Below are 21814 nucleotides of genomic sequence, written 5' to 3'. Positions count from 1 at the left end.
ATGGCCAGTCTGCGTATTGCGCTGGTGGCGGGTGAGGCTTCCGGTGACATTCTCGGCGCCGGCCTCATGCGCGCGCTCAAGGCACAGCACCCGGCAGTCGAGTTCATCGGCGTCGGCGGTCCGCTGATGCAGGCCGAAGGCCTGACCTCGTACTTTCCCATGGAGCGCTTGTCGGTCATGGGGCTGGTAGAGGTCCTCGGTCGGCTGCGTGAATTGCTCAAGCGCCGCAAAGAGCTGATTGCCACACTGATCGCCGCGAAGCCGGACGTGTTCATCGGCATCGATGCGCCGGATTTCAACCTCAATATCGAACTCAAGCTGCGTCAGGCCGGGATCAAGACCGTGCATTACGTCAGCCCGTCGGTATGGGCGTGGCGGCAGAAGCGGGTGCTGAAGATCCGCGAAGGCTGCGATCTGATGCTGACCCTGTTGCCGTTCGAGGCGAAATTCTACGAAGAGAAAGGCGTGCCGGTGCGTTTCGTCGGTCACACCTTGGCCGATACCATTCCGCTGCAAGCCGACCGCGCCGCTGCACGCACCGAACTAGGCTTGGCCGACGGTCCGCTGGTAGCGCTGATGCCGGGCAGCCGTGGCGGGGAAGTCAGTCGCCTCGGTGCGCTGTTCCTCGACACCGCCGAACGTCTGCGCGGCATGCGTCCGGGCGTGCGCTTTGTCATTCCTTGTGCAAACCCGGAACGCCGGGTGCAACTCGAGGCCTTGCTTGCTGGCCGGGATTTGCCGGTAACCTTGCTCGACGGTAAATCCCACTTGGCCCTCGCCGCGTGCAACGCCGTGTTGATCGCCTCCGGCACTGCTACCCTTGAAGCGCTGCTGTACAAGCGGCCGATGGTGGTGGCGTATCGGTTGGCGCCGCTGACATTCTGGATTCTCAAGCGCATGGTCAAAAGCCCATACGTGTCGCTGCCCAACTTGCTCGCTCAGCGCTTGCTGGTGCCGGAGTTGTTGCAGGATGATGCGACTGTCGAGGCGTTGGCGCAGACGCTGTCGCCATTGATCGATGGCGGTGATGAACAGACCCGCGGCTTCGACGAGATCCACCGCACGCTGCGGCGCGATGCTTCCAATCAGGCGGCGCAAGCCGTCCTTGACCTGATCGGCAAACCACAATGAGCAAGACAAGCATGCAAATGGGCCTGGATTTCACCCTGGTCGCCGAAGTCGAAGAACTGGTCGCCGGTGTTGATGAAGTCGGTCGTGGTCCGTTGTGCGGTGCGGTGGTGACGGCGGCAGTGATTCTCGATCCGAACCGGCCGATCCTCGGCCTCGACGATTCGAAAAAACTCACCGAAGCCAAGCGCGAAAAGCTCTATGACGAGATCTGCGAAAAGGCCCTCAGCTGGTGCATCGCCCGCGCCGAGGTCGAAGAAATCGACGATCTGAATATCCTCCACGCGACCATGCTGGCCATGCAGCGCGCGGTCGCCGGTCTGCACATTCAGCCGAAACTGGCGATGATCGACGGTAACCGCTGCCCGCATCTGCCGATGCGTGCCGAGGCGGTGATTCAGGGCGACGGCAAGGTGCCGGCGATCGCGGCGGCGTCCATTCTGGCCAAGGTCAGTCGTGATCGCGAAATGGCTGCGTTCGAATTGATCTACCCGGGCTACGGCATCGGCGGCCATAAAGGCTACCCGACGCCCGTTCATCTGGAAGCACTGGCGCGGCTCGGCCCGACGCCGATTCACCGCCGCTCGTTCGCCCCGGTACGCCTGGCTTATGAGGCGCGGGAAAGCCTGACGCAGGTTTAGGCCCAAGGCTGATGTTTTAACCAAGGCCCGGTACAATCCGGGCCTCGTTGTCTCTATGTAACTGGACAGGATCACTATGCCGGCTTCATTCGTTCATCTACGCCTGCACACTGAATACTCCCTGGTCGACGGGCTGGTGCGGATCAAGCCGCTGGTCAAGGCGCTGACCGCCATGAACATGCCGGCGGTCGCGGTCACCGACCAGAACAACATGTGTTCCCTGGTCAAGTTCTATAAAAACGCCATGGGCGCCGGCATCAAGCCGATCTGCGGCGCCGACCTGTGGCTGGCGAACAAGGACCCGGATGCACCGCTGAGCCGCCTCAGCCTGCTGGTGATGAACGCTCAGGGTTATCGCAATCTCACCGAATTGATCTCGCGTGGCTTCATCGAAGGCCAGCGCAACGGCATGGTCATCGTCGAGCGCGAGTGGGTGGCCGAGGCCAACGAAGGTTTGATCATGCTGTCCGCCGCCAAAGAAGGCGAGATCGGCATGGCCATGATCGGCGGCAATCCGGCGGAAGCCGAAGCGCTGGCGCGCGAGTGGATGGCGGTGTTCCCGGATCGCTTCTATCTGGAAATCCAGCGCACCAACCGCCCCAACGATGAAGAACAGCTGCACGGCGCCGTGGCACTGGCCGACAAGCTTGGCGCACCGCTGGTGGCGACCAACGATGTGCGTTTCATCAAGCAGGAAGACTTCGCCGCCCACGAAACTCGTGTGTGCATCGGTGAGGGCCGCGCACTCGATGACCCGCGTCGTTCGAAGAATTACAGCGATCAGCAATACCTGAAAAGCGCCGAGGAAATGCTCGAGCTGTTCAGCGATATTCCCGACGCCATCGAAAACACCGTCGAGATCGCCAAGCGCTGCAACATCGAAGTGAAGCTGGGCACACACTTCCTGCCCAACTTCCCGATTCCCGATGGCATGACCATCGACGAATATTTCCGCAAGGTCTCCTTCGAAGGTCTCGAAGAACGCTTGGCTGTGCTGCTGCCCAAAGACACTACTGAAGACTACGAAGCCAAGCGTCAGGTCTACGTCGACCGCTTGAATTTCGAGCTGGATATCATCATCCAGATGGGCTTCCCCGGTTACTTCCTGATCGTGATGGACTTTATCCAGTGGGCCAAGAACAACGGCGTGCCGGTAGGTCCGGGCCGTGGGTCGGGTGCCGGTTCGCTGGTGGCTTACGTACAGAAGATCACCGACCTCGACCCGCTGGAATATGACCTGCTGTTCGAACGTTTCCTCAACCCGGAACGGGTTTCCATGCCCGACTTCGACGTCGACTTCTGCATGGACGGTCGCGACCGGGTGATCGATTACGTGGCCGAGAAGTACGGCCGCAACGCGGTGAGCCAGATCATCACCTTCGGTTCCATGGCCGCCAAGGCTGTGGTCCGTGACGTGGCGCGGGTGCAGGGCAAGTCCTATGGCCTGGCGGATCGTCTGTCGAAGATGATTCCGTTCGAAGTCGGCATGACCCTGGAAAAAGCCTACGAACAGGAAGAAATCCTGCGCGACTTCATCAAGGTCGATGAAGAAGCAGCGGAAATCTGGGAGATGGCGCGCAAGCTTGAGGGCGTGGTGCGTAACGTCGGCAAGCACGCCGGTGGTGTGGTGATCGCGCCGACCAAACTCACCGACTTCTCGCCGATCTATTGCGACGAGGCCGGTGACGGTCTGGTGACCCAGTTCGACAAGGACGACGTTGAGGCCGCCGGTCTGGTGAAGTTCGACTTCCTCGGCCTGCGTACCCTGACGATCATCGACTGGGCGCTGAAAACCATCAACCGCGACCGCGCCAAGGTCAACGAGCCGCCGCTGGATATCGCCTTTATCCCGCTCGACGACAAGCCGACCTATCAGTTGCTGCAAAAAGCCGAAACCACGGCGGTGTTCCAGCTTGAATCCCGGGGCATGAAAGAGCTGATCAAAAAGCTCAAGCCCGACTGCCTGGAAGACTTGATCGCACTCGTTGCACTGTTCCGCCCCGGTCCGCTGCAATCGGGCATGGTGGACGACTTCATCAACCGTAAGCACGGTCGCGCCGAACTGGCCTATCCGCACTCGGACTACCAGTACGACGGTCTCAAGCCGGTACTGGCGCCGACTTACGGCATCATCCTGTATCAGGAACAGGTGATGCAGATTGCCCAGGTCATGGCCGGTTACACCCTCGGCGGTGCGGACATGCTGCGTCGGGCGATGGGTAAGAAAAAGCCCGAAGAAATGGCCAAGCAGCGCGGCGGCTTCATCGAGGGTTGCGCGACCAACGGCATCGACGCGGATCTGGCCGGTAACATTTTCGACCTGGTGGAAAAATTCGCCGGTTACGGCTTCAACAAATCCCACTCCGCCGCTTACGGCCTGGTGTCGTACCAGACCGCTTGGCTGAAAGCTCACTACCCGGCGCCGTTCATGGCCGCGGTACTTTCGGCGGATATGCACAACACCGACAAGGTCGTGACCTTGATCGAGGAAGTGCGGACGATGAAGCTGCGTCTCGACGCGCCGGACGTGAACACTTCGGAGTTCAAGTTCACGGTGAACGACGACGGCCGTATCGTTTATGGCCTCGGCGCGATCAAAGGCGTCGGTGAAGGTCCGGTGGAAGCGATCACCGAAGCGCGTCAGGCCGGTCCGTTCAAGGATCTGTTCGATTTCTGCGCGCGGGTCGACCTCAAGCGCATCAACAAACGAACTCTTGATGGCTTGATTCGCAGCGGCGCGCTGGATCGCCTCGGCCCGTATTTCCACGACGAACAAAAGGCCTATCAAGCCAACATCGACCGTAACCGCGCGGTACTGCTGGCGGCGATGGAAGAAGCGATCAAGGCTGCCGAGCAGACTGCGCGGACTCACGACTCTGGCCACGCCGACCTGTTTGGCGGCCTGTTCGTCGAAGAAGATGCCGACGTCTACGCGTCCCATCGCAAGGCCAAGGAACTGACCCTCAAGGAACGCCTCAAGGGTGAAAAAGACACCCTGGGCCTGTACCTGACCGGTCACCCGATCGACGAATACGAAGGCGAAATCCGCCGTTTCGCCCGTCAGCGCATCATCGACCTGAAACCGGCGCGCGACACGCAGACCGTGGCGGGGATGATCATTGCCCTGCGGGTGATGAAGAACAAGAAGGGCGACAAGATGGGCTTCATCACCCTCGACGACCGCTCCGGACGGATCGAGGCGTCGCTGTTTGCCGATGCGTTCCATTCCGCGCAGTCGCTGCTGCAGACCGACGCGATGGTGGTGGTCGAAGGCGAGGTCAGCAACGACGACTTCTCCGGCGGCCTGCGTCTGCGGGTCAAGCGCGTGATGAGCATGGAAGATGCGCGGACCAATCTGGCCGAGAGCCTGCGCCTGAAGCTGCACACCCAGGATCTCAAAGGCGATCAGCTACGCTGGTTGGGCGAACTGCTCAAGCGTCATCGCGGCGCGTGCCCGGTGACCATGGAGTACACCAGCCCGGATGCGAAGACCTTGCTGCAGTTCGGCGAGACCTGGCGGATCGACCCGGCGGATACCTTGATTCAAGCCCTGCGTGACCAGTTCGGGCGAGACAACGTCTTCCTCCAATACCGTTGACCGGCAAGTGCCATCATTGCGCTTGCCCACAACCTGAATTTTTAATCTCGACCTCAGCGCGCCTCTCCCTTAAGGTAGGGCGCGAATAGACAACCGGCCGGCCCAAGCTCACTTGGGACACGACCCAAGACGGACGCCTATGAACCCGAATTTTCTAGATTTCGAACAGCCGATCGCCGACCTGCAAGCCAAGATCGAAGAGTTGCGCTTGGTCGGTAATGACAATTCGCTGAATATCGGCGATGAGATCTCCCGCCTGCAGGACAAGAGCAAGACGCTGACCGAAGACATCTTCGGCAAGCTGACCAGCTGGCAGATCGCACGTCTGGCGCGTCACCCGAAACGCCCGTACACCCTGGATTACATCGAGCACATCTTCACCGAGTTCGACGAACTGCACGGCGACCGTCACTTCTCCGACGACGCTGCCATCGTTGGCGGTATCGCCCGTCTGGAAGACCAGCCGGTGATGATCATCGGCCACCAGAAGGGCCGTGAAGTGCGTGAGAAAGTTCGCCGCAACTTCGGTATGCCGCGTCCGGAAGGCTACCGCAAGGCCTGCCGTCTGATGGAGATGGCCGAGCGCTTCAAGATGCCGATCCTGACCTTCATCGATACCCCGGGTGCTTATCCTGGCATCGACGCTGAAGAGCGCAACCAGAGCGAAGCGATTGCCTGGAACCTGCGTGTGATGGCGCGTCTGAAGACTCCGATCATCGCCACTGTAATTGGTGAAGGTGGTTCCGGCGGCGCACTGGCCATCGGCGTCTGCGATCAATTGAACATGCTGCAATATTCGACCTACGCGGTGATCTCGCCGGAAGGTTGCGCATCGATCCTGTGGAAGACCGCCGAGAAAGCACCGGATGCCGCTGAAGCAATGGGCATCACCGCTGAGCGTCTGAAAGGCCTGGGTATCGTCGACAAAGTGATCAGCGAGCCACTGGGCGGCGCCCATCGTGACCCGGCTGCTGCTGCGGCTTCGATCCGCGCCGAGCTGAGCTCGCAACTGGCGATGCTCAAGCAGTTCGATAACGAAGCGCTGCTCAAGCGCCGTTACGATCGCCTGATGAGCTACGGTCTCTAAGTCAGACGCGCATTATCCCTGTGGGAGCGAGCCTGCTCGCGAAACCGGTATGACAGTCGACGAAATTGTTGAATGTTAAATCGCTTTCGCGAGCAGGCTCGCTCCCACAGAGGGTTAGGCAAAGGTGCAGATATGGGCCGGTCCCCGATTGATTTGCCATCCCGTCTTCTGCTGAATCTTGAGCCTTGGCGCCACGCCGCTCACTGGCGCATCGCCTTCTCCGGTGGCCTCGATTCCACCGTCCTCCTGCATCTGCTCGCCACTCTGGCGAACACCGAATCCCTCCCTGCGCTCAGCGCCATTCATATCCACCACGGCCTTCAGGCTGCGGCCGATGCATGGCCGCAACATTGCCAGGCCGTTTGCAATGCGCTGGGCGTGCCGTTGCAAGTGAAGCGGGTGACCGTAAAGGGCGGGGCGAGCCTGGAGCGGGCGGCGCGGGATGCGCGTTATGCCGCGTTCAGTTCGCTGACGCAGAGCAATGACGTGCTGTTGACTGGCCAGCACCGCGATGACCAAGCGGAAACGCTGCTGTTTCGGCTGTTGCGCGGTGCCGGTGTACGCGGGCTCGGGGCGATGCCGCAGCAGCGCCCAGTGGGGCAGGGCATGCTGGTTCGACCGTTGCTGGATGTCAGCCGTGCTGAGCTGGAAGGTTATGCACAGGCGCATCAGTTGCGCTGGATCGAAGACCCGTCGAACCAGGACCGGCAGTTTTCGCGCAACTATCTGCGCCATCAAGTCATGCCGGTCCTCACCGAACGCTGGCCGCAAGCGCAGGCCAGCATGGCGCGCACCGCTGCGCATCTGCGTGAGGCGCAGGGCTTGCTCGATGAGCTGGCGCAGATTGATCTCGCACAAGCCGAAACGCCCAATGAATTCGCTTGGCTGGGTGTGCCATCGCTGGAGCTGACACCATTGACGGAGTTGTCTGACGCGCGCCAGCGAAATGTCCTCAGCCACTGGCTCGAACCGTTGACCCGGCTGCCGGATGCTGACCATTGGTCGGGTTGGACAACGCTGTGTAATGCCGGCGCCGACGCTTCACCGATCTGGCGTTTGGCCGACGGAGAGCTGCACCGCAGCGGCGGTCGCGTCTGGTGGCTGAGCGGCAATTGGTTGGGCGCGCCAGTGATCGGCGCCGACTGGCAGACCCCGACTTCAGCGCTACGCTTGCCGGATAATGGACGCGTCATGCTCCACGGGCAAGCTCCATCCGGGCCTTTGCGTATTGCCTATCGGCAAGGCGGTGAGGTCATGCAACTGGCCGAGCGCGGCAGTCGTGATCTCAAGCGTCTGCTCAACGAGCGCGCGGTCCCGGCCTTCGTGCGTGGCAGATTGCCGCTGCTGTTTCGTGGCGAAGAATTGCTCGCCGTGGCGAACCTGCCGGGTCTTGATGGTCAGATGGACGAAGGCTGGACATTGCACTGGCAGCCAACAGACGAAGATCAAGGTTTGAGCTGAAAGGAGCATTCCGGTAGACTACGCTCCCTTCTTGATACAACTTCTGTGGATTCGCCTGAATTGCAGGAGTTGCCGATTACCAAGCAGTCTTTGCTGGGCGATTCCAAAAAATGTGTAGCGAGCAACGTACCGGTGTTTCATCTGCCGGTCTGTCACAACGCGGCGGTTTTTTCGAAAGGTGCACTGTGATTAATGCAGGTGATCGGGGGCTTCGGCCTTCCTTCGCTTTCCCCGGCGGCTCGTTCCGCTTTAACGCAGACTTCTAGGGTTTTTCATGACGCGCTACATATTCGTCACGGGCGGTGTTGTTTCTTCATTGGGGAAAGGCATTGCCTCGGCTTCATTGGCGGCTATCCTGGAGGCGCGGGGGCTTAAGGTCACCATGCTGAAGCTGGATCCGTACATCAACGTCGATCCAGGCACCATGAGTCCGTTCCAGCACGGTGAAGTGTTCGTCACCCACGACGGCGCCGAGACCGATCTGGATCTGGGGCACTACGAGCGGTTCATCCGCACGACCATGACCCAGAACAACAACTTCACCACCGGCCGTGTCTACGAGCACGTGCTGCGCAAAGAGCGCCGTGGCGACTACCTGGGTGCAACCATCCAGGTGATCCCGCACATCACCGACGAAATCAAGCGCCGCATCATCAAAGGTGCCGGTGACGCTGACGTGGCGATGGTCGAAATCGGTGGCACCGTCGGTGACATCGAGTCGCAACCATTCCTCGAAGCCATCCGCCAGTTGCGTTTCGAAGTCGGCGCCAAGCGCGCGATGCTGATGCACCTGACGCTGGTGCCGTACATCGCCACCGCTGGCGAAACCAAGACCAAACCGACCCAGCACTCCGTCAAGGAACTGCGCTCGATCGGTCTGCAGCCAGACGTGCTGGTGTGCCGCTCCGATCACCCGATCGATGTGTCCTCGCGTCGCAAGATCGCGCAGTTCACCAACGTTGAAGAGCGCGCGGTAATCGCGCTGGAAGACGCCGATACCATCTACAAGATCCCGGGCATCCTGCACTCGCAGGGCCTGGACGATTTCGTCGTCGAGCGTTTCGGTCTGCAATGCGGCAGCGCCGATCTGTCCGAGTGGGACGCAGTGGTCGATGCCAAGCTGAACCCGGAACACGAAGTGACCATCGCCATGGTCGGCAAGTACATGGAGCTGCTCGACGCGTACAAGTCGCTGATCGAAGCGATGAGTCATGCTGGCATCAGCAACCGCACCAAGGTCAACCTGCGCTACATCGATTCCGAAGACATCGAGAACCAGGGCACTGCGCTGCTCGAAGGTGTTGATGCGATTCTGGTGCCGGGCGGCTTCGGTCTGCGTGGCGTTGAAGGCAAGATCACCGCTGTTCAGTACGCTCGCGAAAACAAGGTTCCGTACCTCGGCATCTGCCTCGGCATGCAAGTGGCGGTCATCGAATTCGCCCGTAACGTACTGGGCTGGAAAGACGCCAACTCCACCGAGTTCGATCGTGCCAGCGGCCATCCGGTTGTCGGTCTGATCACCGAGTGGGAAGACGCCACCGGTGCTGTCGAAGTGCGTACCGAAGCGTCCGATCTGGGCGGCACCATGCGCCTCGGCGCTCAGGAATGCCTGCTCGAGCCGGGCTCCAAAGTGCACGATTGCTACGGCAAGGATGTGATCGTCGAGCGTCACCGTCATCGTTACGAAGTGAACAACAACCTGCTGCCGCAGATCATCGAAGCCGGCCTGAAAATCTCCGGTCGTTCCGCCGATGCTGCGCTGGTCGAAGTGGTTGAAGCGCCGGATCATCCATGGTTCGTCGCCTGCCAGTTCCACCCTGAGTTCACCTCGACCCCACGCGACGGCCATCCGCTGTTCAGCGGTTTTGTCAAAGCCGCGTTGGCTCAACACCAGAAGAAGGCGTAACCCGATGGCACAGAAGATCATCCGCGTCGGCGACATCGAGATTGCCAACGACAAACCCATGGTGCTGTTCGGCGGCATGAACGTGCTGGAAAGCCGTGACATGGCCATGCAGGTTTGCGAAGAGTACGTGAAGGTCACCGAAAAACTCGGTATCCCTTACGTGTTCAAGGCCAGCTTCGACAAGGCCAACCGTTCTTCTGTGACCTCGTATCGCGGTCCTGGCCTGGAAGAGGGCATGCGCATCTTCCAGGACATCAAACAAGCCTTCGGCGTGCCGATCATCACCGACGTCCACGAGCCGGATCAGGCCGCGGTCGTCGCTGAGGTCTGCGACATCATTCAGCTGCCGGCCTTCCTGTCGCGCCAGACCGATCTGGTTGTCGCGATGGCCAAGACCAATGCCGTGATCAACATCAAGAAAGCCCAGTTCCTCGCGCCTCAGGAAATGAAACACATCCTGAACAAGTGCGTGGAAGCCGGTAACGATCAGTTGATCCTCTGCGAGCGTGGTTCGAGCTTCGGCTACAACAACCTCGTGGTCGACATGCTCGGCTTCGGCATCATGAAGCAGTTCGAATACCCGGTGTTCTTCGACGTGACCCACTCGCTGCAAATGCCTGGCGGTCGTTCCGACTCCGCCGGCGGTCGCCGCGCGCAGGTCACCGATCTGGCCAAGGCCGGCATGAGCCAGTCGCTGGCGGGTCTGTTCCTCGAAGCGCATCCGGATCCGGACAACGCCAAATGCGACGGCCCTTGCGCCTTGCGTCTGGACAAACTGGAGCCATTCCTGGCCCAGCTCAAGGCTCTGGACGAACTGGTGAAGAGTTTTCCGACGGTAGAAACCGCGTAACGCTCGATTCTCCGGTAAAGTACCGCACGATTTGTCGCTCATGCCCTCGGGCGTGAGCGTTGTCGTCTGCAAGTCTGCCCGCTGTACTTCGCTTGCCGACGATAAAGATTTCCTCTAGCTGCGTCGTTTTCGTCAACTTTGGAGTGTTTACAACAATGGCAAAAATCGTCGACATCAAAGGTCGTGAAGTTCTCGACTCCCGTGGCAATCCCACCGTGGAAGCGGACGTGCTTCTCGACAACGGCATCATCGGCAGCGCCTGCGCGCCGTCCGGTGCATCCACTGGCTCGCGTGAAGCGCTCGAGCTGCGTGATGGCGACAAGAGCCGTTACCTGGGCAAGGGCGTGCTCAAGGCGGTAGCCAACATCAACGGTCCGATCCGCGATCTGCTGCTGGGCACCGACCCGAGCGACCAGAAAGCCCTCGACCAAGCGATGATCAAGCTCGACGGTACCGAAAACAAGGCGACCCTGGGCGCCAACGCCATCCTCGCCGTGTCCCTGGCTGCGGCCAAGGCGGCTGCGCAGGATCAGGATCTGCCGCTGTACGCACACATCGCCAACCTCAACGGCACCCCGGGTGTGTACTCGATGCCGGTGCCGATGATGAACATCATCAACGGTGGCGAGCACGCCGATAACAACGTCGACATCCAGGAATTCATGGTGCAGCCAGTTGGCGCCAAGTCTTTCTCGGAAGGTCTGCGCATGGGTACCGAGATTTTCCATCACTTGAAAGCCGTGCTGAAGGCTCGTGGTCTGAGCACTGCAGTTGGCGATGAAGGCGGTTTCGCGCCGAATCTGGCGTCCAACGAAGATGCGCTGAAAGTGATCTCCGAAGCCGTGGCCAACGCCGGTTACAAGCTGGGCACCGACGTGACCCTGGCTCTGGACTGCGCGGCCAGCGAATTCTACGAAGACGGCAAGTACAACCTGTCCGGCGAAGGCCAGGTGTTCACCGCCGAAGGTTTCGCTGACTACCTCAAAGGTCTGACTGAACGTTACCCGATCATCTCGATCGAAGACGGTCTGGACGAGTCCGACTGGGCTGGCTGGAAGATCCTCACCGACAAGATCGGCGAGAAGACCCAGCTGGTGGGCGACGACCTGTTCGTGACCAACACCAAGATCCTGAAAGAAGGCATCGATAAAAAGATCGCCAACTCGATCCTGATCAAGTTCAACCAGATCGGCACCCTGACCGAAACCCTGGAAGCCATCCAGATGGCCAAGGCTGCCGGCTACACCGCCGTGATCTCGCACCGCTCCGGCGAAACCGAAGATTCGACCATTGCCGACCTGGCTGTGGGCACCTCGGCTGGCCAGATCAAGACCGGTTCGCTGTGCCGCTCCGACCGCGTTTCCAAGTACAACCAACTGCTGCGTATCGAAGAGCAGTTGAACGGCAAGGCCAAGTACAACGGCCGTGCCGAGTTCCGCGGTTAAGCGCAACCTGATCAAAGGACACCGGATTGTGTCGGAAAAGTCGTGACAGCGATGGATTTGCCACTAATCTGATGCCTTAAGCACAAGCCTGGATCTTTCCAGGCTTCGTGCTATCAGATGCTGCAACATTATGCGTGGCTGTCTTTTTTCACTGGATACCTGATATTCGATGCGCAGTCCTTACTGGTTGTTTCTTGTTTTGCTCTTGCTGCTGGCCGGTCTGCAGTACCGCCTGTGGGTGGGCAATGGCAGTCTGGCGCAGGTCGCCGAGCTGAAACAGCAGATCGCCGAGCAACATGCCGAGAACGAAGGCCTGCTGGAGCGCAACCGAGTGATGGACGCTGAAGTCAGCGAACTGAAAAAAGGCATGGAGACCGTTGAAGAGCGGGCTCGCCACGAACTGGGCATGGTCAAGGATGGCGAAACCCTTTACCAGTTGGCCCAATGATCGATTCCCTGCCGGCCTTCTGGGCCGTGATTCCTGCCGCGGGCGTCGGTGCCCGAATGGCCGCGGACCGTCCCAAGCAATATCTGCAACTGGGCGGGCGCACAATTCTCGAACACAGCCTCGGCTGTTTCCTCGATCACCCGAGCCTCAAGGGCCTGGTGGTCAGTCTTGCTGTTGACGATCCCTATTGGCCGAATCTGGCTTGCGTCAGCGATCCACGCATTCAGCGGGTCGGCGGCGGGGCGGAGCGTTCTGCTTCGGTGCTCAATGCCTTGCTGCATCTGCATGCGCAAGGTGCCGACGATGACGATTGGGTGCTGGTGCATGATGCGGCCCGGCCGAATCTGAGTCGCGATGATCTCGACAAGTTGCTTGCCGAACTGGCGGATGACCCGGTCGGTGGTCTGTTGGCGGTGCCCGCTCGCGACACGCTCAAACGCGTTGATAAAAACGGTCGTGTGGTTGAAACGGTGGACCGCAGTGTGATCTGGCAGGCGTATACGCCGCAGATGTTTCGCCTCGGCGCGTTGCATCGAGCGTTGGCCGATAGCCTGGTTGCGGATGCCGTGATCACCGATGAAGCTTCGGCGATGGAATGGGCCGGTCTGGCACCGCGTCTGATCGAAGGGCGGGCGGATAATCTCAAAGTGACCCGGCCGGAAGATCTGGAGTGGTTGCGCCAGCGATGGGCGAATCGCCGCTGAGATTTGGGGTCGCTGTGGCATTGCCTTCGCGAGCAGCCTCGCTCCCACAGAGGGAATGCATTCAGCTGTCGAACTCGGTCAATTGTGGGAGCGAGCCTGCTCGCGAAAGCGGTCGCACAGGCGACCAATAACTCAAAGTTTGTACTCCGGCCTTTCAGCCAGTCCCACCTTCAAATAATCCACCAACTTGCGCACCTTCGGCGACAGATGCCGCTGCTGCGGATACAGCGCCCACACCGCCGTATTCGGCGGCTGATGCGCCTCCAGCAAGGAAATCAGCGCGCCACTGTGCAAATGCTCGAGCACGTAATAGTCCGGCAACTGACACAACCCGACACCCTGAAGCGCCGCATCCAGCACCGCCTGCCCACTGTTGCAACGCCAGTTGCCCTGCACCCGCTGGGAAAATTCCCGCCCGTTCTGCTCCAGTTGCCATATATCCGAACTGCCGATCAGGCAATTGTGTCGACTCAATTCCGACAAGCTGTGTGGGCGCCCGTACCGTTCCAGGTAGGACGGCGATGCGCACAGGTACATTCTCCGTGGTGCCAGACGTGTCGCGACCAAGCGCGAATCCTGTAACCGACCCAGACGGATCGCCAGGTCCAGCCCTTCGTGCACCAGATCCAGTTGGCGATTGCTCAGCTCGATGTCGATGCGCAACTGCGGATACAGGCCCATGAAGCGAGTCACCAGCGGCACGATAAAACGTTCGCCGTAGGCCACCGCGCAGGTCATGCGCAGCATGCCTTTCGGTTCGCTGGTCAGATCGCCTACCGCGCGCAAGGCTTCTTCGCGACCGTCCTGCAGGCGCTGGCAATGCTGCAGAAAAGTCTGCCCGGCTTCGGTCAACGTAACTCGCCGGGTGCTGCGGTAGAGCAGGCGCGTCTGCAAACGCTCTTCGAGCCGTACGATTTGTCGACTGATGTGCGAGGAAGAAACCCCAAGACGCTCGGCAGCGGCGGTGAATTGATTGCATTCGGCGACGGCAACGAACTCATCGATGCCTTCCCAGCGGTTTTCCGACACTTGGATTATCCCTGTACAGCAATAATGTTTTGCTTTCGTCCGGATTATTCCTCAAAGCGCGCTGAACTACACTGTCTGTCTGCTTTGTTATTCACTGGATTCACTGGAGAGTCAGCATGATCAAATCGCGCGCCGCCGTTGCCTTCGAGGCCAAGAAGCCGCTGGAAATCGTAGAAGTCGATGTCGCCATGCCCAAGGCTGGTGAAGTGTTGCTGCGCGTCGTCGCTTCCGGGGTTTGCCACACCGATGCCTACACCTTGTCCGGCGCGGATCCGGAAGGCATCTTCCCGTCGATCCTTGGCCACGAAGGTGGCGCCATCGTTGAAGCGATCGGCGAGGGCGTGACCTCGGTTGCCGTCGGCGACCACGTCATTCCGCTCTACACCCCGGAATGCGGCCAGTGCAAATTCTGCAAGTCGGGCAAGACCAACCTCTGCCAGGCGATTCGCGCCACCCAAGGCAAGGGCCTGATGCCGGATGGCACTTCGCGCTTTTCCTACAAGGGCGAAACGATTTTCCACTACATGGGCACTTCGACGTTCTCGGAGTACACCGTACTGCCGGAAATTTCCGTAGCGAAGATCTCCAAAGACGCGCCGCTGGAGAAGGTTTGCCTGCTCGGTTGCGGCGTAACCACCGGTATCGGCGCCGTGCTCAACACCGCCAAGGTCAAACCGGGTGACACCGTAGCCATCTTCGGTCTCGGCGGTATTGGCTTGTCGGCCGTGATCGGCGCGGTGAAAGCCAAGGCTGCGCGGATCATCGCCATCGACATCAATCCAGCCAAGTTCGAAATCGCCAAACAACTCGGTGCCACCGATTGCGTGAATCCGAAAGACTTTGATCGTCCGATCCAGGAAGTAATCGTCGACATGACCGATGGCGGCGTCGACTTCTCCTTCGAGTGCATCGGCAATGTGCAACTGATGCGCGCCGCGCTTGAGTGCTGCCACAAAGGCTGGGGCGAGTCGGTCATCATCGGTGTCGCCGGTGCCGGCCAGGAAATCGCTACCCGTCCGTTCCAGTTGGTCACCGGTCGCGTCTGGCGCGGTTCGGCGTTCGGCGGCGTGCGTGGCCGTACTGAATTGCCAAGCTACGTCGACATGGCCCAGAGCGGCGAAATCCCGCTGGATACCTTCATCACCCACACCATGGGCCTGGAAGATATCAACAAGGCGTTCGACCTGATGCACGAAGGCAAGAGCATCCGCACAGTCATTCATTTCTAAGGAGCAGCGGCAAGCTACAAGCCACAAGCTGCAAGCAGGCGCAATTCCCTCTTGCAGCTTGAAGCTCGCAGCTTGCGGCTGAAGTGCTATGAATCTGGAAAACATTTCCTGTCAGAAGAGTTTTGGTGGCTGGCACAAGCGTTATCGCCATCGCTCCGAAGTGCTTGATTGCGACATGGTCTTTGCCGTGTACCTGCCGCCGCAAGCGGAGCAGGGCGGCAAGCTGCCGGTGCTGTACTGGTTGTCCGGGCTGACCTGCACCGATGAGAACTTCATGCAGAAGGCCGGTGCGATGCGCATGGCCGCCGAGCTTGGTTTGATCATCGTTGCCCCGGATACCAGCCCACGCGGTCCGGATGTTCCGGACGATGCAGACAAGGCTTGGGATTTCGGCCTCGGCGCCGGGTTTTATCTGAACGCCACGCAGGAACCGTGGGCGCGGCACTATCGGATGCATGACTATGTCGTGCAGGAACTGCCTGCTCTGGTCGAAGCGCATTTCCCCGCTTCCGACAAACGCAGTATCAGCGGTCACTCCATGGGCGGCCACGGCGCATTGGTCTGCGCGCTGCGCAATCCCGGGCGTTATCAGTCAGTGTCGGCGTTCTCGCCGATCACCCATCCGATCGATTGCCCGTGGGGGCAGAAAGCGTTCTCTCATTACTTGGGCGAAGACCGTTCGAAGTGGAAGGAGTGGGACGCCTGTGTGCTGATCGCGGAGGCGACGGAGAAGTTGCCGTTGTTGGTCGATCAAGGTGATCGTGACGATTTCCTCTCCACCCAGCTGAAACCCGAAGCCCTGCAACACGCCGCAAAACAAGCGGGGCATCCGCTGGAGCTGCGCCTGCAACCGGGCTACGACCACAGCTATTTCTTCATCTCAAGCTTCATTGACGACCACTTGCAGCATCACGCACGCGCTCTGCGCGGTTAATGCAGGTAGAATCACGCCCTGACAAAAATCGGGGCGTTTTTTCTATGCGTATTGGCCACGGCTACGATGTGCACCGTTTCGCTGAAGGCGATTTCATTACTCTGGGCGGCGTGCAAATTGCACACAGCTTCGGGCTGCTCGCTCATTCCGACGGTGACGTCCTGCTGCACGCCTTGAGCGATGCCTTGCTCGGCGCGGCGGCGCTGGGTGATATCGGTAAACACTTCCCGGACACCGATCCGCAATTCAAGGGCGCCGACAGCCGTGTGCTGTTGCGTCATGTGGTCAGTCTGATCCACGCCAAGGGCTGGAAAGTCGGCAACGTCGACAACACCATTGTTGCCCAGGCGCCAAAAATGGCGCCGCATATCGAATCGATGCGCGCGCTGATCGCGGCGGATCTTCAAGTTGAGTTGGATCAAGTGAACGTCAAAGCTACCACCACCGAAAAGCTTGGCTTCGTCGGTCGCGAAGAAGGCATCGCCGTGCACTCCGTTGCCTTGTTGCTGCGCGCATGAATGAACTGCAATTACTCGGCCCACGGGCCTATGGCGAACCCCTCGGCACAGCGGTACTGAAAGCCATCGCCGAAGATTTCCAGGTCGATGAAGTGCTGGATATTCCGTTCAGCGGTGACGGCGAACACCTGTGGATCTGGGTGGAAAAGCGCGGCCTCAATACCGAAGAAGCGGCGCGGCGTATCGCCAAGGCAGCCGGCGTGCCGTTGCGTACCGTCAGCTATGCCGGGCTGAAGGACCGTCAGGCCCTGACCCGACAGTGGTTCAGCGTGCAGTTGCCGGGCAAGGCCGATCCGGATCTGTCGGCGGCGGAAAACGACACGCTGAAGATCCTCAAGACCACGCGCCACAAGCGCAAGCTGCAACGCGGTGCGCATTCGGCCAATGGCTTCACCCTGCGCCTGACGCAATTCAATGGCGACAAAAATGCGATTGAACAGCGCCTGCAACTGATCGCCAAACAAGGCATCCCTAATTATTTCGGCGCCCAGCGCTTCGGCCATGACGGCGGCAACGTTGTCGATGCGCGGGCGTGGGCGGCGCGCAAGGCTTTGCCGGAACAGCGCAATGTGCGATCGCGGTTACTGTCGACGGCGCGCAGCTATCTGTTCAACCAAGTGCTCGCGGCGCGTGTCGCCGATGGCACCTGGAACACCGCACTGATCGGCGATCTGCTGGCCTTCACCGACAGCCGCAGTTTTTTCCCCGCCGGCGAAGCCGAATGCAGCGACCCGCGTCTGGCGATTCTCGACCTGCACCCGACCGGTCCGCAGTGGGGCGAAGGTGACTCGCCCACCGCTGGCGCAGTCCATGAACTGGAGCAGGCGATCGCCGCCCGCGAAGCGGATCTGCGCGACTGGTTGATCCACGCCGGCATGAGCCATGAACGTCGCATCCTGCGGCTGCCCATTGGCGGGTTGACGTGGCATTATCCCCAACCTGACATTCTGCAACTGGAATTCGTCCTCCCGGCCGGATGCTTTGCCACCGTATTGGTGCGCGAGCTCGTTGATCTGGTGCCGGTGGGGCAGACGGACAGCCCATGCGTATTCTGATTTCTAACGACGATGGGGTAACCGCGCCCGGTCTCGCCGCGCTTTATGCTGCGCTGGCGGATTACACCGAATGCGTGGTTATCGCCCCGGAGCAGGACAAAAGCGGCGCCAGCAGTTCGCTGACGCTCGACCGTCCGCTGCACCCGCAATACCTGGCGAACGGCTTTATCAGCCTCAACGGCACACCGACCGATTGCATTCACCTGGGCCTTAACGGCTTGCTTGAGCGCGAAGCGGACATGGTGGTATCCGGCATAAATCTGGGCGCCAATCTTGGCGACGACGTGCTGTATTCCGGAACCGTGGCGGCAGCGCTGGAAGGACGATTTCTCGAGCGCCCATCGTTTGCCTTCTCCCTGGTCTCGCGTCAGGTGGACAATCTGCCGACTGCGGCCTACTTTGCGCGCAAACTGGTCGAGGCCCACGCCGGGCTGGATCTGCCGCCGCGCACGGTGCTCAACGTGAACATTCCCAATCTGCCCATCGATCACATCCGTGGCATTCAGTTGACCCGCCTCGGTCATCGCGCCCGCGCGGCGGCGCCGATGAAAGTGGTCGACCCGCGCGGCAAGGCCGGTTACTGGATTGCCGCTGCCGGCGACGCTGAGGATGGCGGCCCGGGCACCGATTTTCATGCCGTGATGCAGGGTTATGTGTCCATCACACCGTTGCAGCTCGATCGCACCTTCAATGATGCCTTCAGAAGTCTGGATGGCTGGCTGGGAGGGCTGAGCTGATGCGCGAACACGACGACCGCCTGCGCAGCGGCATAGGCATGACCTCCCAACGTACGCGCGAGCGCCTGATCCAGCGTCTATATGAAGAAGGCGTGTCGAACGCCAAGGTGCTGGAAGTGATCCGCCGCACGCCGCGTCATCTGTTTGTCGATGAGGCGCTGGCACATCGCGCTTATGAAGACACCGCGCTGCCGATCGGCAACAACCAGACCATTTCCCAGCCTTATATGGTGGCGCGCATGAGCGAGCTGCTGCTGGAGGCCGGCCCGCTGGATAAAGTGTTGGAGATCGGCACCGGTTCCGGCTACCAGACGGCGGTGTTGTCGCAACTGGTCGAACGGGTGTTTTCGGTCGAACGCATCAAGGTGCTGCAGGATCGCGCCAAGGAGCGTCTGGTCGAGCTGAACCTGCGCAACGTGGTGTTTCGCTGGGGCGATGGCTGGGAAGGCTGGCCGGCGCTGGCACCATACAACGGCATCATCGTCACCGCCGTTGCCACCGATGTACCGCAGGCTTTGCTGGATCAACTGGCCCCCGGTGGGCGCATGGTGATTCCGGTCGGCTCCGGTGAAGTGCAACAACTGATGCTGATCGTGCGCGAAGAACATGGCTTTTCCCGACACGTTCTGGGCGCTGTACGTTTCGTGCCGTTGCTCAACGGGCCACTGGCCTGAGCATTTGCGAGCAGGCGCTGAATTCCTTTCAACGGCGCCGGTCTTACACCGGCAGCCAGAGTTTAAACGCAGCGTACTTGCCCCTGGCAAACGTGTGCGTCCGGTGATTTCGCTTCATTAAAGGTAAAGCCGGTTCGGCCCGTTATACTTGCGACACCTCATGCCGCAATGCGGCATTCAGAATTTTTCAGCCACCACAAAGGGAGCGGCGGGTGAGTCTCACAGTCATTGCGCAGCGTATGGGTAACACGAGCTTTCAGCGCCTGGTGACTGGCCTTGTCTTGAGCACCTTGCTGGTCGGTTGCTCCAGCACCAAATCGAGCAACGTGCGCGTTGTTGATCGCAACAATGCGGTGGCGCAACGTCCTACCGTTACCACCGGGCAGTATGTAGTCCGTCCCGGCGATACCTTGTTTTCGATCGCCTTTCGTTACGGCTGGGACTACAAAACCCTCGCCGCACGGAACAATATTCCTACGCCGTATACGATCCATCCGGGTCAGACAATTCGCTTCGACGGGCGCAGCGGTTCAACGCCGACAGCGGTGGTGAGCAACTCCAGTTCCTCGCCTTCTTCGTCGAGTAAAACCACGGTAATCCGGCGCCAGGCGAATGGCACCACAACCACTACGACCACCGGTTCCAAAGGGGTTGTACCGTCCGTCGCGAGCAAACCTGCACCCGCTCCACTGCCTCCGGCAGGCCCGGCCCCGACCGGCTGGGGATGGCCATCTAATGGCGTTCTGATTGGAAAATTCTCTTCAAACGGTAGTTTGAATAAAGGAATTGATATCGCCGGAGATTTGGGACAGCCTGTTTTAGCTGCGTCTGATGGGACGGTCGTATACGCCGGGAGTGGCTTAAGGGGCTACGGCGAATTGGTCATCATCAAACACAGCGAAACCTACGTCAGTGCTTACGGACATAACCGCAGGCTGTTGGTTCGGGAGGGGCAGCAGGTCAAGGTCGGACAGACAATTGCCGAAATGGGGTCAACGGGTACAGACCGGGTGAAACTGCATTTTGAGATTCGCCGCCAAGGTAAACCAGTGGATCCGCTGCAGTTCCTGCCAAGACGTTGATTTGAAGGCCAGCCTGTTCCGTCGCGTAGAGGGGACAGGCTCCAGCGTTGCCAAGGATAAAGGCGTCGCTTGAGCTTGGGGTCGAACTCACCAAAGGACTATAACAATGGCTCTCAGTAAAGAAGTGCCGGAGTTTGACATCGACGATGAGGTTCTCCTTATGGAGACCGGCATCGATTCGGATTCGATGTTGAATGATGAAGGGGCTGCTCCACCTTCCGTTCGTTCCAAATCCAGACACTCCGCCACACTCAAACAACATAAATACATCGACTACACTCGGGCACTTGATGCCACGCAGCTGTATCTCAACGAAATCGGCTTTTCCCCTCTGCTCTCCCCGGAAGAAGAAGTTCATTTTGCGCGCTTGTCGCAAAGTGGCGATCCTGCCGGGCGCAAGCGCATGATCGAAAGTAACCTGCGGCTGGTCGTCAAGATCGCCCGGCGTTACGTCAATCGGGGGCTGTCGCTGCTGGATCTGATCGAAGAGGGCAACCTCGGCCTGATCCGCGCGGTGGAAAAGTTCGATCCGGAGCGCGGCTTCCGCTTCTCGACCTACGCAACCTGGTGGATCCGTCAGACCATCGAGCGCGCGATCATGAATCAGACCCGGACCATCCGGCTGCCGATTCACGTGGTCAAGGAGCTCAACGTGTACCTGCGGGCCGCACGGGAGCTGACGCAAAAACTCGACCACGAACCTTCACCCGAAGAAATCGCCAACCTGCTGGAAAAACCGGTGGGGGAGGTCAAGCGCATGCTCGGCCTCAACGAAAGGGTTTCTTCGGTCGACGTCTCGCTGGGTCCGGATTCGGATAAAACCCTGCTGGACACACTCACTGACGATCGTCCGACCGATCCGTGCGAACTGCTGCAGGACGATGATCTGTCGCAGAGCATCGATCAATGGCTGTCGGAGCTGACCGACAAGCAGCGCGAGGTGGTGATTCGCCGCTTCGGCCTGCGTGGTCACGAAAGCAGCACGCTGGAAGATGTCGGCCTGGAGATCGGTCTGACCCGCGAGCGGGTACGGCAGATTCAGGTGGAAGGGCTCAAGCGCCTTCGCGAGATCCTTGAAAAGAACGGCCTGTCGAGCGAGTCGCTGTTTCAATAAGCGCCTTATCCTCCGCCCGCAAAAGCCCCGGCTGATTCGATCAGTCGGGGTTTTTTTGTTTTTCGCGTGCAGCAAATCGGGCTTTCGGCAGCCACCAGACAAGCGGTCGTCAATTTCTGAATTTGTAGTCTCGCGCTGTAAGCCTTTGCTTACTGTGTCGTAAGTGTTCGTTAT

At 59.9% G+C, this 21814-nt stretch carries 19 protein-coding genes; 18 read left to right on the top strand and 1 reads right to left on the bottom strand.

Translation table 11 applies throughout. The annotated features are described in order from the left end of the window. The 10 genes from lpxB to ispD all read left to right on the top strand — a co-directional run bounded on the left by lpxB (window position 1) and on the right by ispD (window position 13268). Window positions 1–1131 (top strand): lipid-A-disaccharide synthase, encoded by a 1131-nt coding sequence (gene lpxB / locus ACZZ0K_RS18380; RefSeq protein WP_463559249.1) that lies wholly within the window; start codon window positions 1–3, stop codon window positions 1129–1131. A gap of 11 nt (window positions 1132–1142) precedes the next feature. Further along, complete coding sequence (gene rnhB / locus ACZZ0K_RS18375) at window positions 1143–1769, top strand: ribonuclease HII (protein WP_016771466.1); 627 nt, start codon at window positions 1143–1145, stop codon at window positions 1767–1769. A 76-nt stretch (window positions 1770–1845) separates the two neighbouring features. Then, window positions 1846–5367, top strand: coding sequence for a DNA polymerase III subunit alpha (gene dnaE / locus ACZZ0K_RS18370; protein WP_122747625.1), 3522 nt, complete (start codon window positions 1846–1848; stop codon window positions 5365–5367). Window positions 5368–5506: 139 nt separating this feature from the next. Continuing rightward, a complete protein-coding gene (locus ACZZ0K_RS18365; protein WP_016771465.1) occupies window positions 5507–6454 on the top strand; it encodes an acetyl-CoA carboxylase carboxyltransferase subunit alpha in 948 nt (315 codons plus the stop codon). A 132-nt stretch (window positions 6455–6586) separates the two neighbouring features. Continuing rightward, window positions 6587–7915: a tRNA lysidine(34) synthetase TilS gene (gene tilS / locus ACZZ0K_RS18360; RefSeq protein WP_258707667.1), complete on the top strand. Its 1329-nt coding sequence runs from the start codon at window positions 6587–6589 to the stop codon at window positions 7913–7915. A 274-nt stretch (window positions 7916–8189) separates the two neighbouring features. Next, window positions 8190–9821: a CTP synthase gene (locus ACZZ0K_RS18355; RefSeq protein ID WP_076566135.1), complete on the top strand. Its 1632-nt coding sequence runs from the start codon at window positions 8190–8192 to the stop codon at window positions 9819–9821. A 4-nt stretch (window positions 9822–9825) separates the two neighbouring features. Beyond that, window positions 9826–10671, top strand: coding sequence for a 3-deoxy-8-phosphooctulonate synthase (kdsA, locus tag ACZZ0K_RS18350; RefSeq protein ID WP_007954807.1), 846 nt, complete (start codon window positions 9826–9828; stop codon window positions 10669–10671). Window positions 10672–10826: 155 nt separating this feature from the next. Further along, complete coding sequence (eno, locus tag ACZZ0K_RS18345; protein WP_041478121.1) at window positions 10827–12116, top strand: phosphopyruvate hydratase; 1290 nt, start codon at window positions 10827–10829, stop codon at window positions 12114–12116. 169 nt (window positions 12117–12285) lie between these two features. Further along, on the top strand, window positions 12286–12564 hold the full coding sequence (gene ftsB, locus ACZZ0K_RS18340) for a cell division protein FtsB (protein WP_016771460.1): 279 nt from the start codon (window positions 12286–12288) through the stop codon (window positions 12562–12564). After that, window positions 12561–13268, top strand: coding sequence for a 2-C-methyl-D-erythritol 4-phosphate cytidylyltransferase (gene ispD, locus ACZZ0K_RS18335; protein ID WP_258707668.1), 708 nt, complete (start codon window positions 12561–12563; stop codon window positions 13266–13268). Before ftsB ends, ispD begins: the two co-directional genes overlap by 4 nt. Window positions 13269–13400: 132 nt before the next feature. Here the strand turns inward: ispD and ACZZ0K_RS18330 are convergent, their stop codons facing one another. After that, window positions 13401–14297 carry a LysR family transcriptional regulator gene (locus tag ACZZ0K_RS18330; protein WP_056783227.1) on the bottom strand — a complete coding sequence of 299 codons (897 nt, stop codon included), beginning with the start codon at window positions 14295–14297 and terminating at the stop codon, window positions 13401–13403. Between the two features lie 116 nt (window positions 14298–14413). Between ACZZ0K_RS18330 and ACZZ0K_RS18325 the strand changes: the two genes are divergently transcribed. From ACZZ0K_RS18325 to rpoS, 8 genes are all read left to right on the top strand, one after another. Continuing rightward, on the top strand, window positions 14414–15526 hold the full coding sequence (locus ACZZ0K_RS18325) for an S-(hydroxymethyl)glutathione dehydrogenase/class III alcohol dehydrogenase (protein WP_007908835.1): 1113 nt from the start codon (window positions 14414–14416) through the stop codon (window positions 15524–15526). 88 nt (window positions 15527–15614) lie between these two features. After that, window positions 15615–16460 carry an S-formylglutathione hydrolase gene (fghA, locus tag ACZZ0K_RS18320; RefSeq protein ID WP_258707669.1) on the top strand — a complete coding sequence of 282 codons (846 nt, stop codon included), beginning with the start codon at window positions 15615–15617 and terminating at the stop codon, window positions 16458–16460. 44 nt (window positions 16461–16504) lie between these two features. Further along, entirely contained in the window at window positions 16505–16978 is a 474-nt protein-coding gene (gene ispF, locus ACZZ0K_RS18315) for a 2-C-methyl-D-erythritol 2,4-cyclodiphosphate synthase (RefSeq protein ID WP_016771456.1), read from the top strand. Then, window positions 16975–18033, top strand: a complete 1059-nt coding sequence (gene truD / locus ACZZ0K_RS18310; RefSeq protein ID WP_258707670.1) for a tRNA pseudouridine(13) synthase TruD — start codon at window positions 16975–16977, stop codon at window positions 18031–18033. The genes ispF and truD overlap by 4 nt, the downstream gene beginning before the upstream one ends. Continuing rightward, a complete protein-coding gene (surE, locus tag ACZZ0K_RS18305; RefSeq protein ID WP_024011837.1) occupies window positions 18021–18770 on the top strand; it encodes a 5'/3'-nucleotidase SurE in 750 nt (249 codons plus the stop codon). The genes truD and surE overlap by 13 nt, the downstream gene beginning before the upstream one ends. 38 nt (window positions 18771–18808) lie before the next feature. Beyond that, window positions 18809–19444, top strand: a complete 636-nt coding sequence (locus ACZZ0K_RS18300) for a protein-L-isoaspartate(D-aspartate) O-methyltransferase (protein ID WP_160768345.1) — start codon at window positions 18809–18811, stop codon at window positions 19442–19444. 212 nt (window positions 19445–19656) lie between these two features. After that, the gene (locus ACZZ0K_RS18295; RefSeq protein ID WP_041478115.1) at window positions 19657–20526 is read left to right on the top strand and encodes a peptidoglycan DD-metalloendopeptidase family protein; all 870 of its coding nucleotides are present in this window, start codon (window positions 19657–19659) and stop codon (window positions 20524–20526) included. A gap of 106 nt (window positions 20527–20632) precedes the next feature. Then, window positions 20633–21640 (top strand): RNA polymerase sigma factor RpoS, encoded by a 1008-nt coding sequence (gene rpoS / locus ACZZ0K_RS18290; protein WP_016771451.1) that lies wholly within the window; start codon window positions 20633–20635, stop codon window positions 21638–21640. The last annotated feature ends 174 nt before the right edge of the window (window positions 21641–21814 follow it).

Source organism: Pseudomonas sp. AC255, assembly GCF_979258175.1.
Note: the sequence above shows the minus strand (reverse complement) of the source record. Positions and strands in the feature narration are given on the sequence as shown.

Excerpts from the sequence above, each read along its gene's own strand:
- lpxB (WP_463559249.1), top strand. The coding sequence starts at position 1 with ATGGCCAGTCTGCGTATTGCGCTGGTGGCGGGTGAGGCTTCCGGTGAC.
- rnhB (WP_016771466.1), top strand. The coding sequence starts at position 1,143 with ATGCAAATGGGCCTGGATTTCACCCTGGTCGCCGAAGTCGAAGAACTG.
- dnaE (WP_122747625.1), top strand. The coding sequence starts at position 1,846 with ATGCCGGCTTCATTCGTTCATCTACGCCTGCACACTGAATACTCCCTG.
- ACZZ0K_RS18365 (WP_016771465.1), top strand. The coding sequence starts at position 5,507 with ATGAACCCGAATTTTCTAGATTTCGAACAGCCGATCGCCGACCTGCAA.
- tilS (WP_258707667.1), top strand. The coding sequence starts at position 6,587 with ATGGGCCGGTCCCCGATTGATTTGCCATCCCGTCTTCTGCTGAATCTT.
- ACZZ0K_RS18355 (WP_076566135.1), top strand. The coding sequence starts at position 8,190 with ATGACGCGCTACATATTCGTCACGGGCGGTGTTGTTTCTTCATTGGGG.
- kdsA (WP_007954807.1), top strand. The coding sequence starts at position 9,826 with ATGGCACAGAAGATCATCCGCGTCGGCGACATCGAGATTGCCAACGAC.
- eno (WP_041478121.1), top strand. The coding sequence starts at position 10,827 with ATGGCAAAAATCGTCGACATCAAAGGTCGTGAAGTTCTCGACTCCCGT.
- ftsB (WP_016771460.1), top strand. The coding sequence starts at position 12,286 with ATGCGCAGTCCTTACTGGTTGTTTCTTGTTTTGCTCTTGCTGCTGGCC.
- ispD (WP_258707668.1), top strand. The coding sequence starts at position 12,561 with ATGATCGATTCCCTGCCGGCCTTCTGGGCCGTGATTCCTGCCGCGGGC.
- ACZZ0K_RS18325 (WP_007908835.1), top strand. The coding sequence starts at position 14,414 with ATGATCAAATCGCGCGCCGCCGTTGCCTTCGAGGCCAAGAAGCCGCTG.
- fghA (WP_258707669.1), top strand. The coding sequence starts at position 15,615 with ATGAATCTGGAAAACATTTCCTGTCAGAAGAGTTTTGGTGGCTGGCAC.
- ispF (WP_016771456.1), top strand. The coding sequence starts at position 16,505 with ATGCGTATTGGCCACGGCTACGATGTGCACCGTTTCGCTGAAGGCGAT.
- truD (WP_258707670.1), top strand. The coding sequence starts at position 16,975 with ATGAATGAACTGCAATTACTCGGCCCACGGGCCTATGGCGAACCCCTC.
- surE (WP_024011837.1), top strand. The coding sequence starts at position 18,021 with ATGCGTATTCTGATTTCTAACGACGATGGGGTAACCGCGCCCGGTCTC.
- ACZZ0K_RS18300 (WP_160768345.1), top strand. The coding sequence starts at position 18,809 with ATGACCTCCCAACGTACGCGCGAGCGCCTGATCCAGCGTCTATATGAA.
- rpoS (WP_016771451.1), top strand. The coding sequence starts at position 20,633 with ATGGCTCTCAGTAAAGAAGTGCCGGAGTTTGACATCGACGATGAGGTT.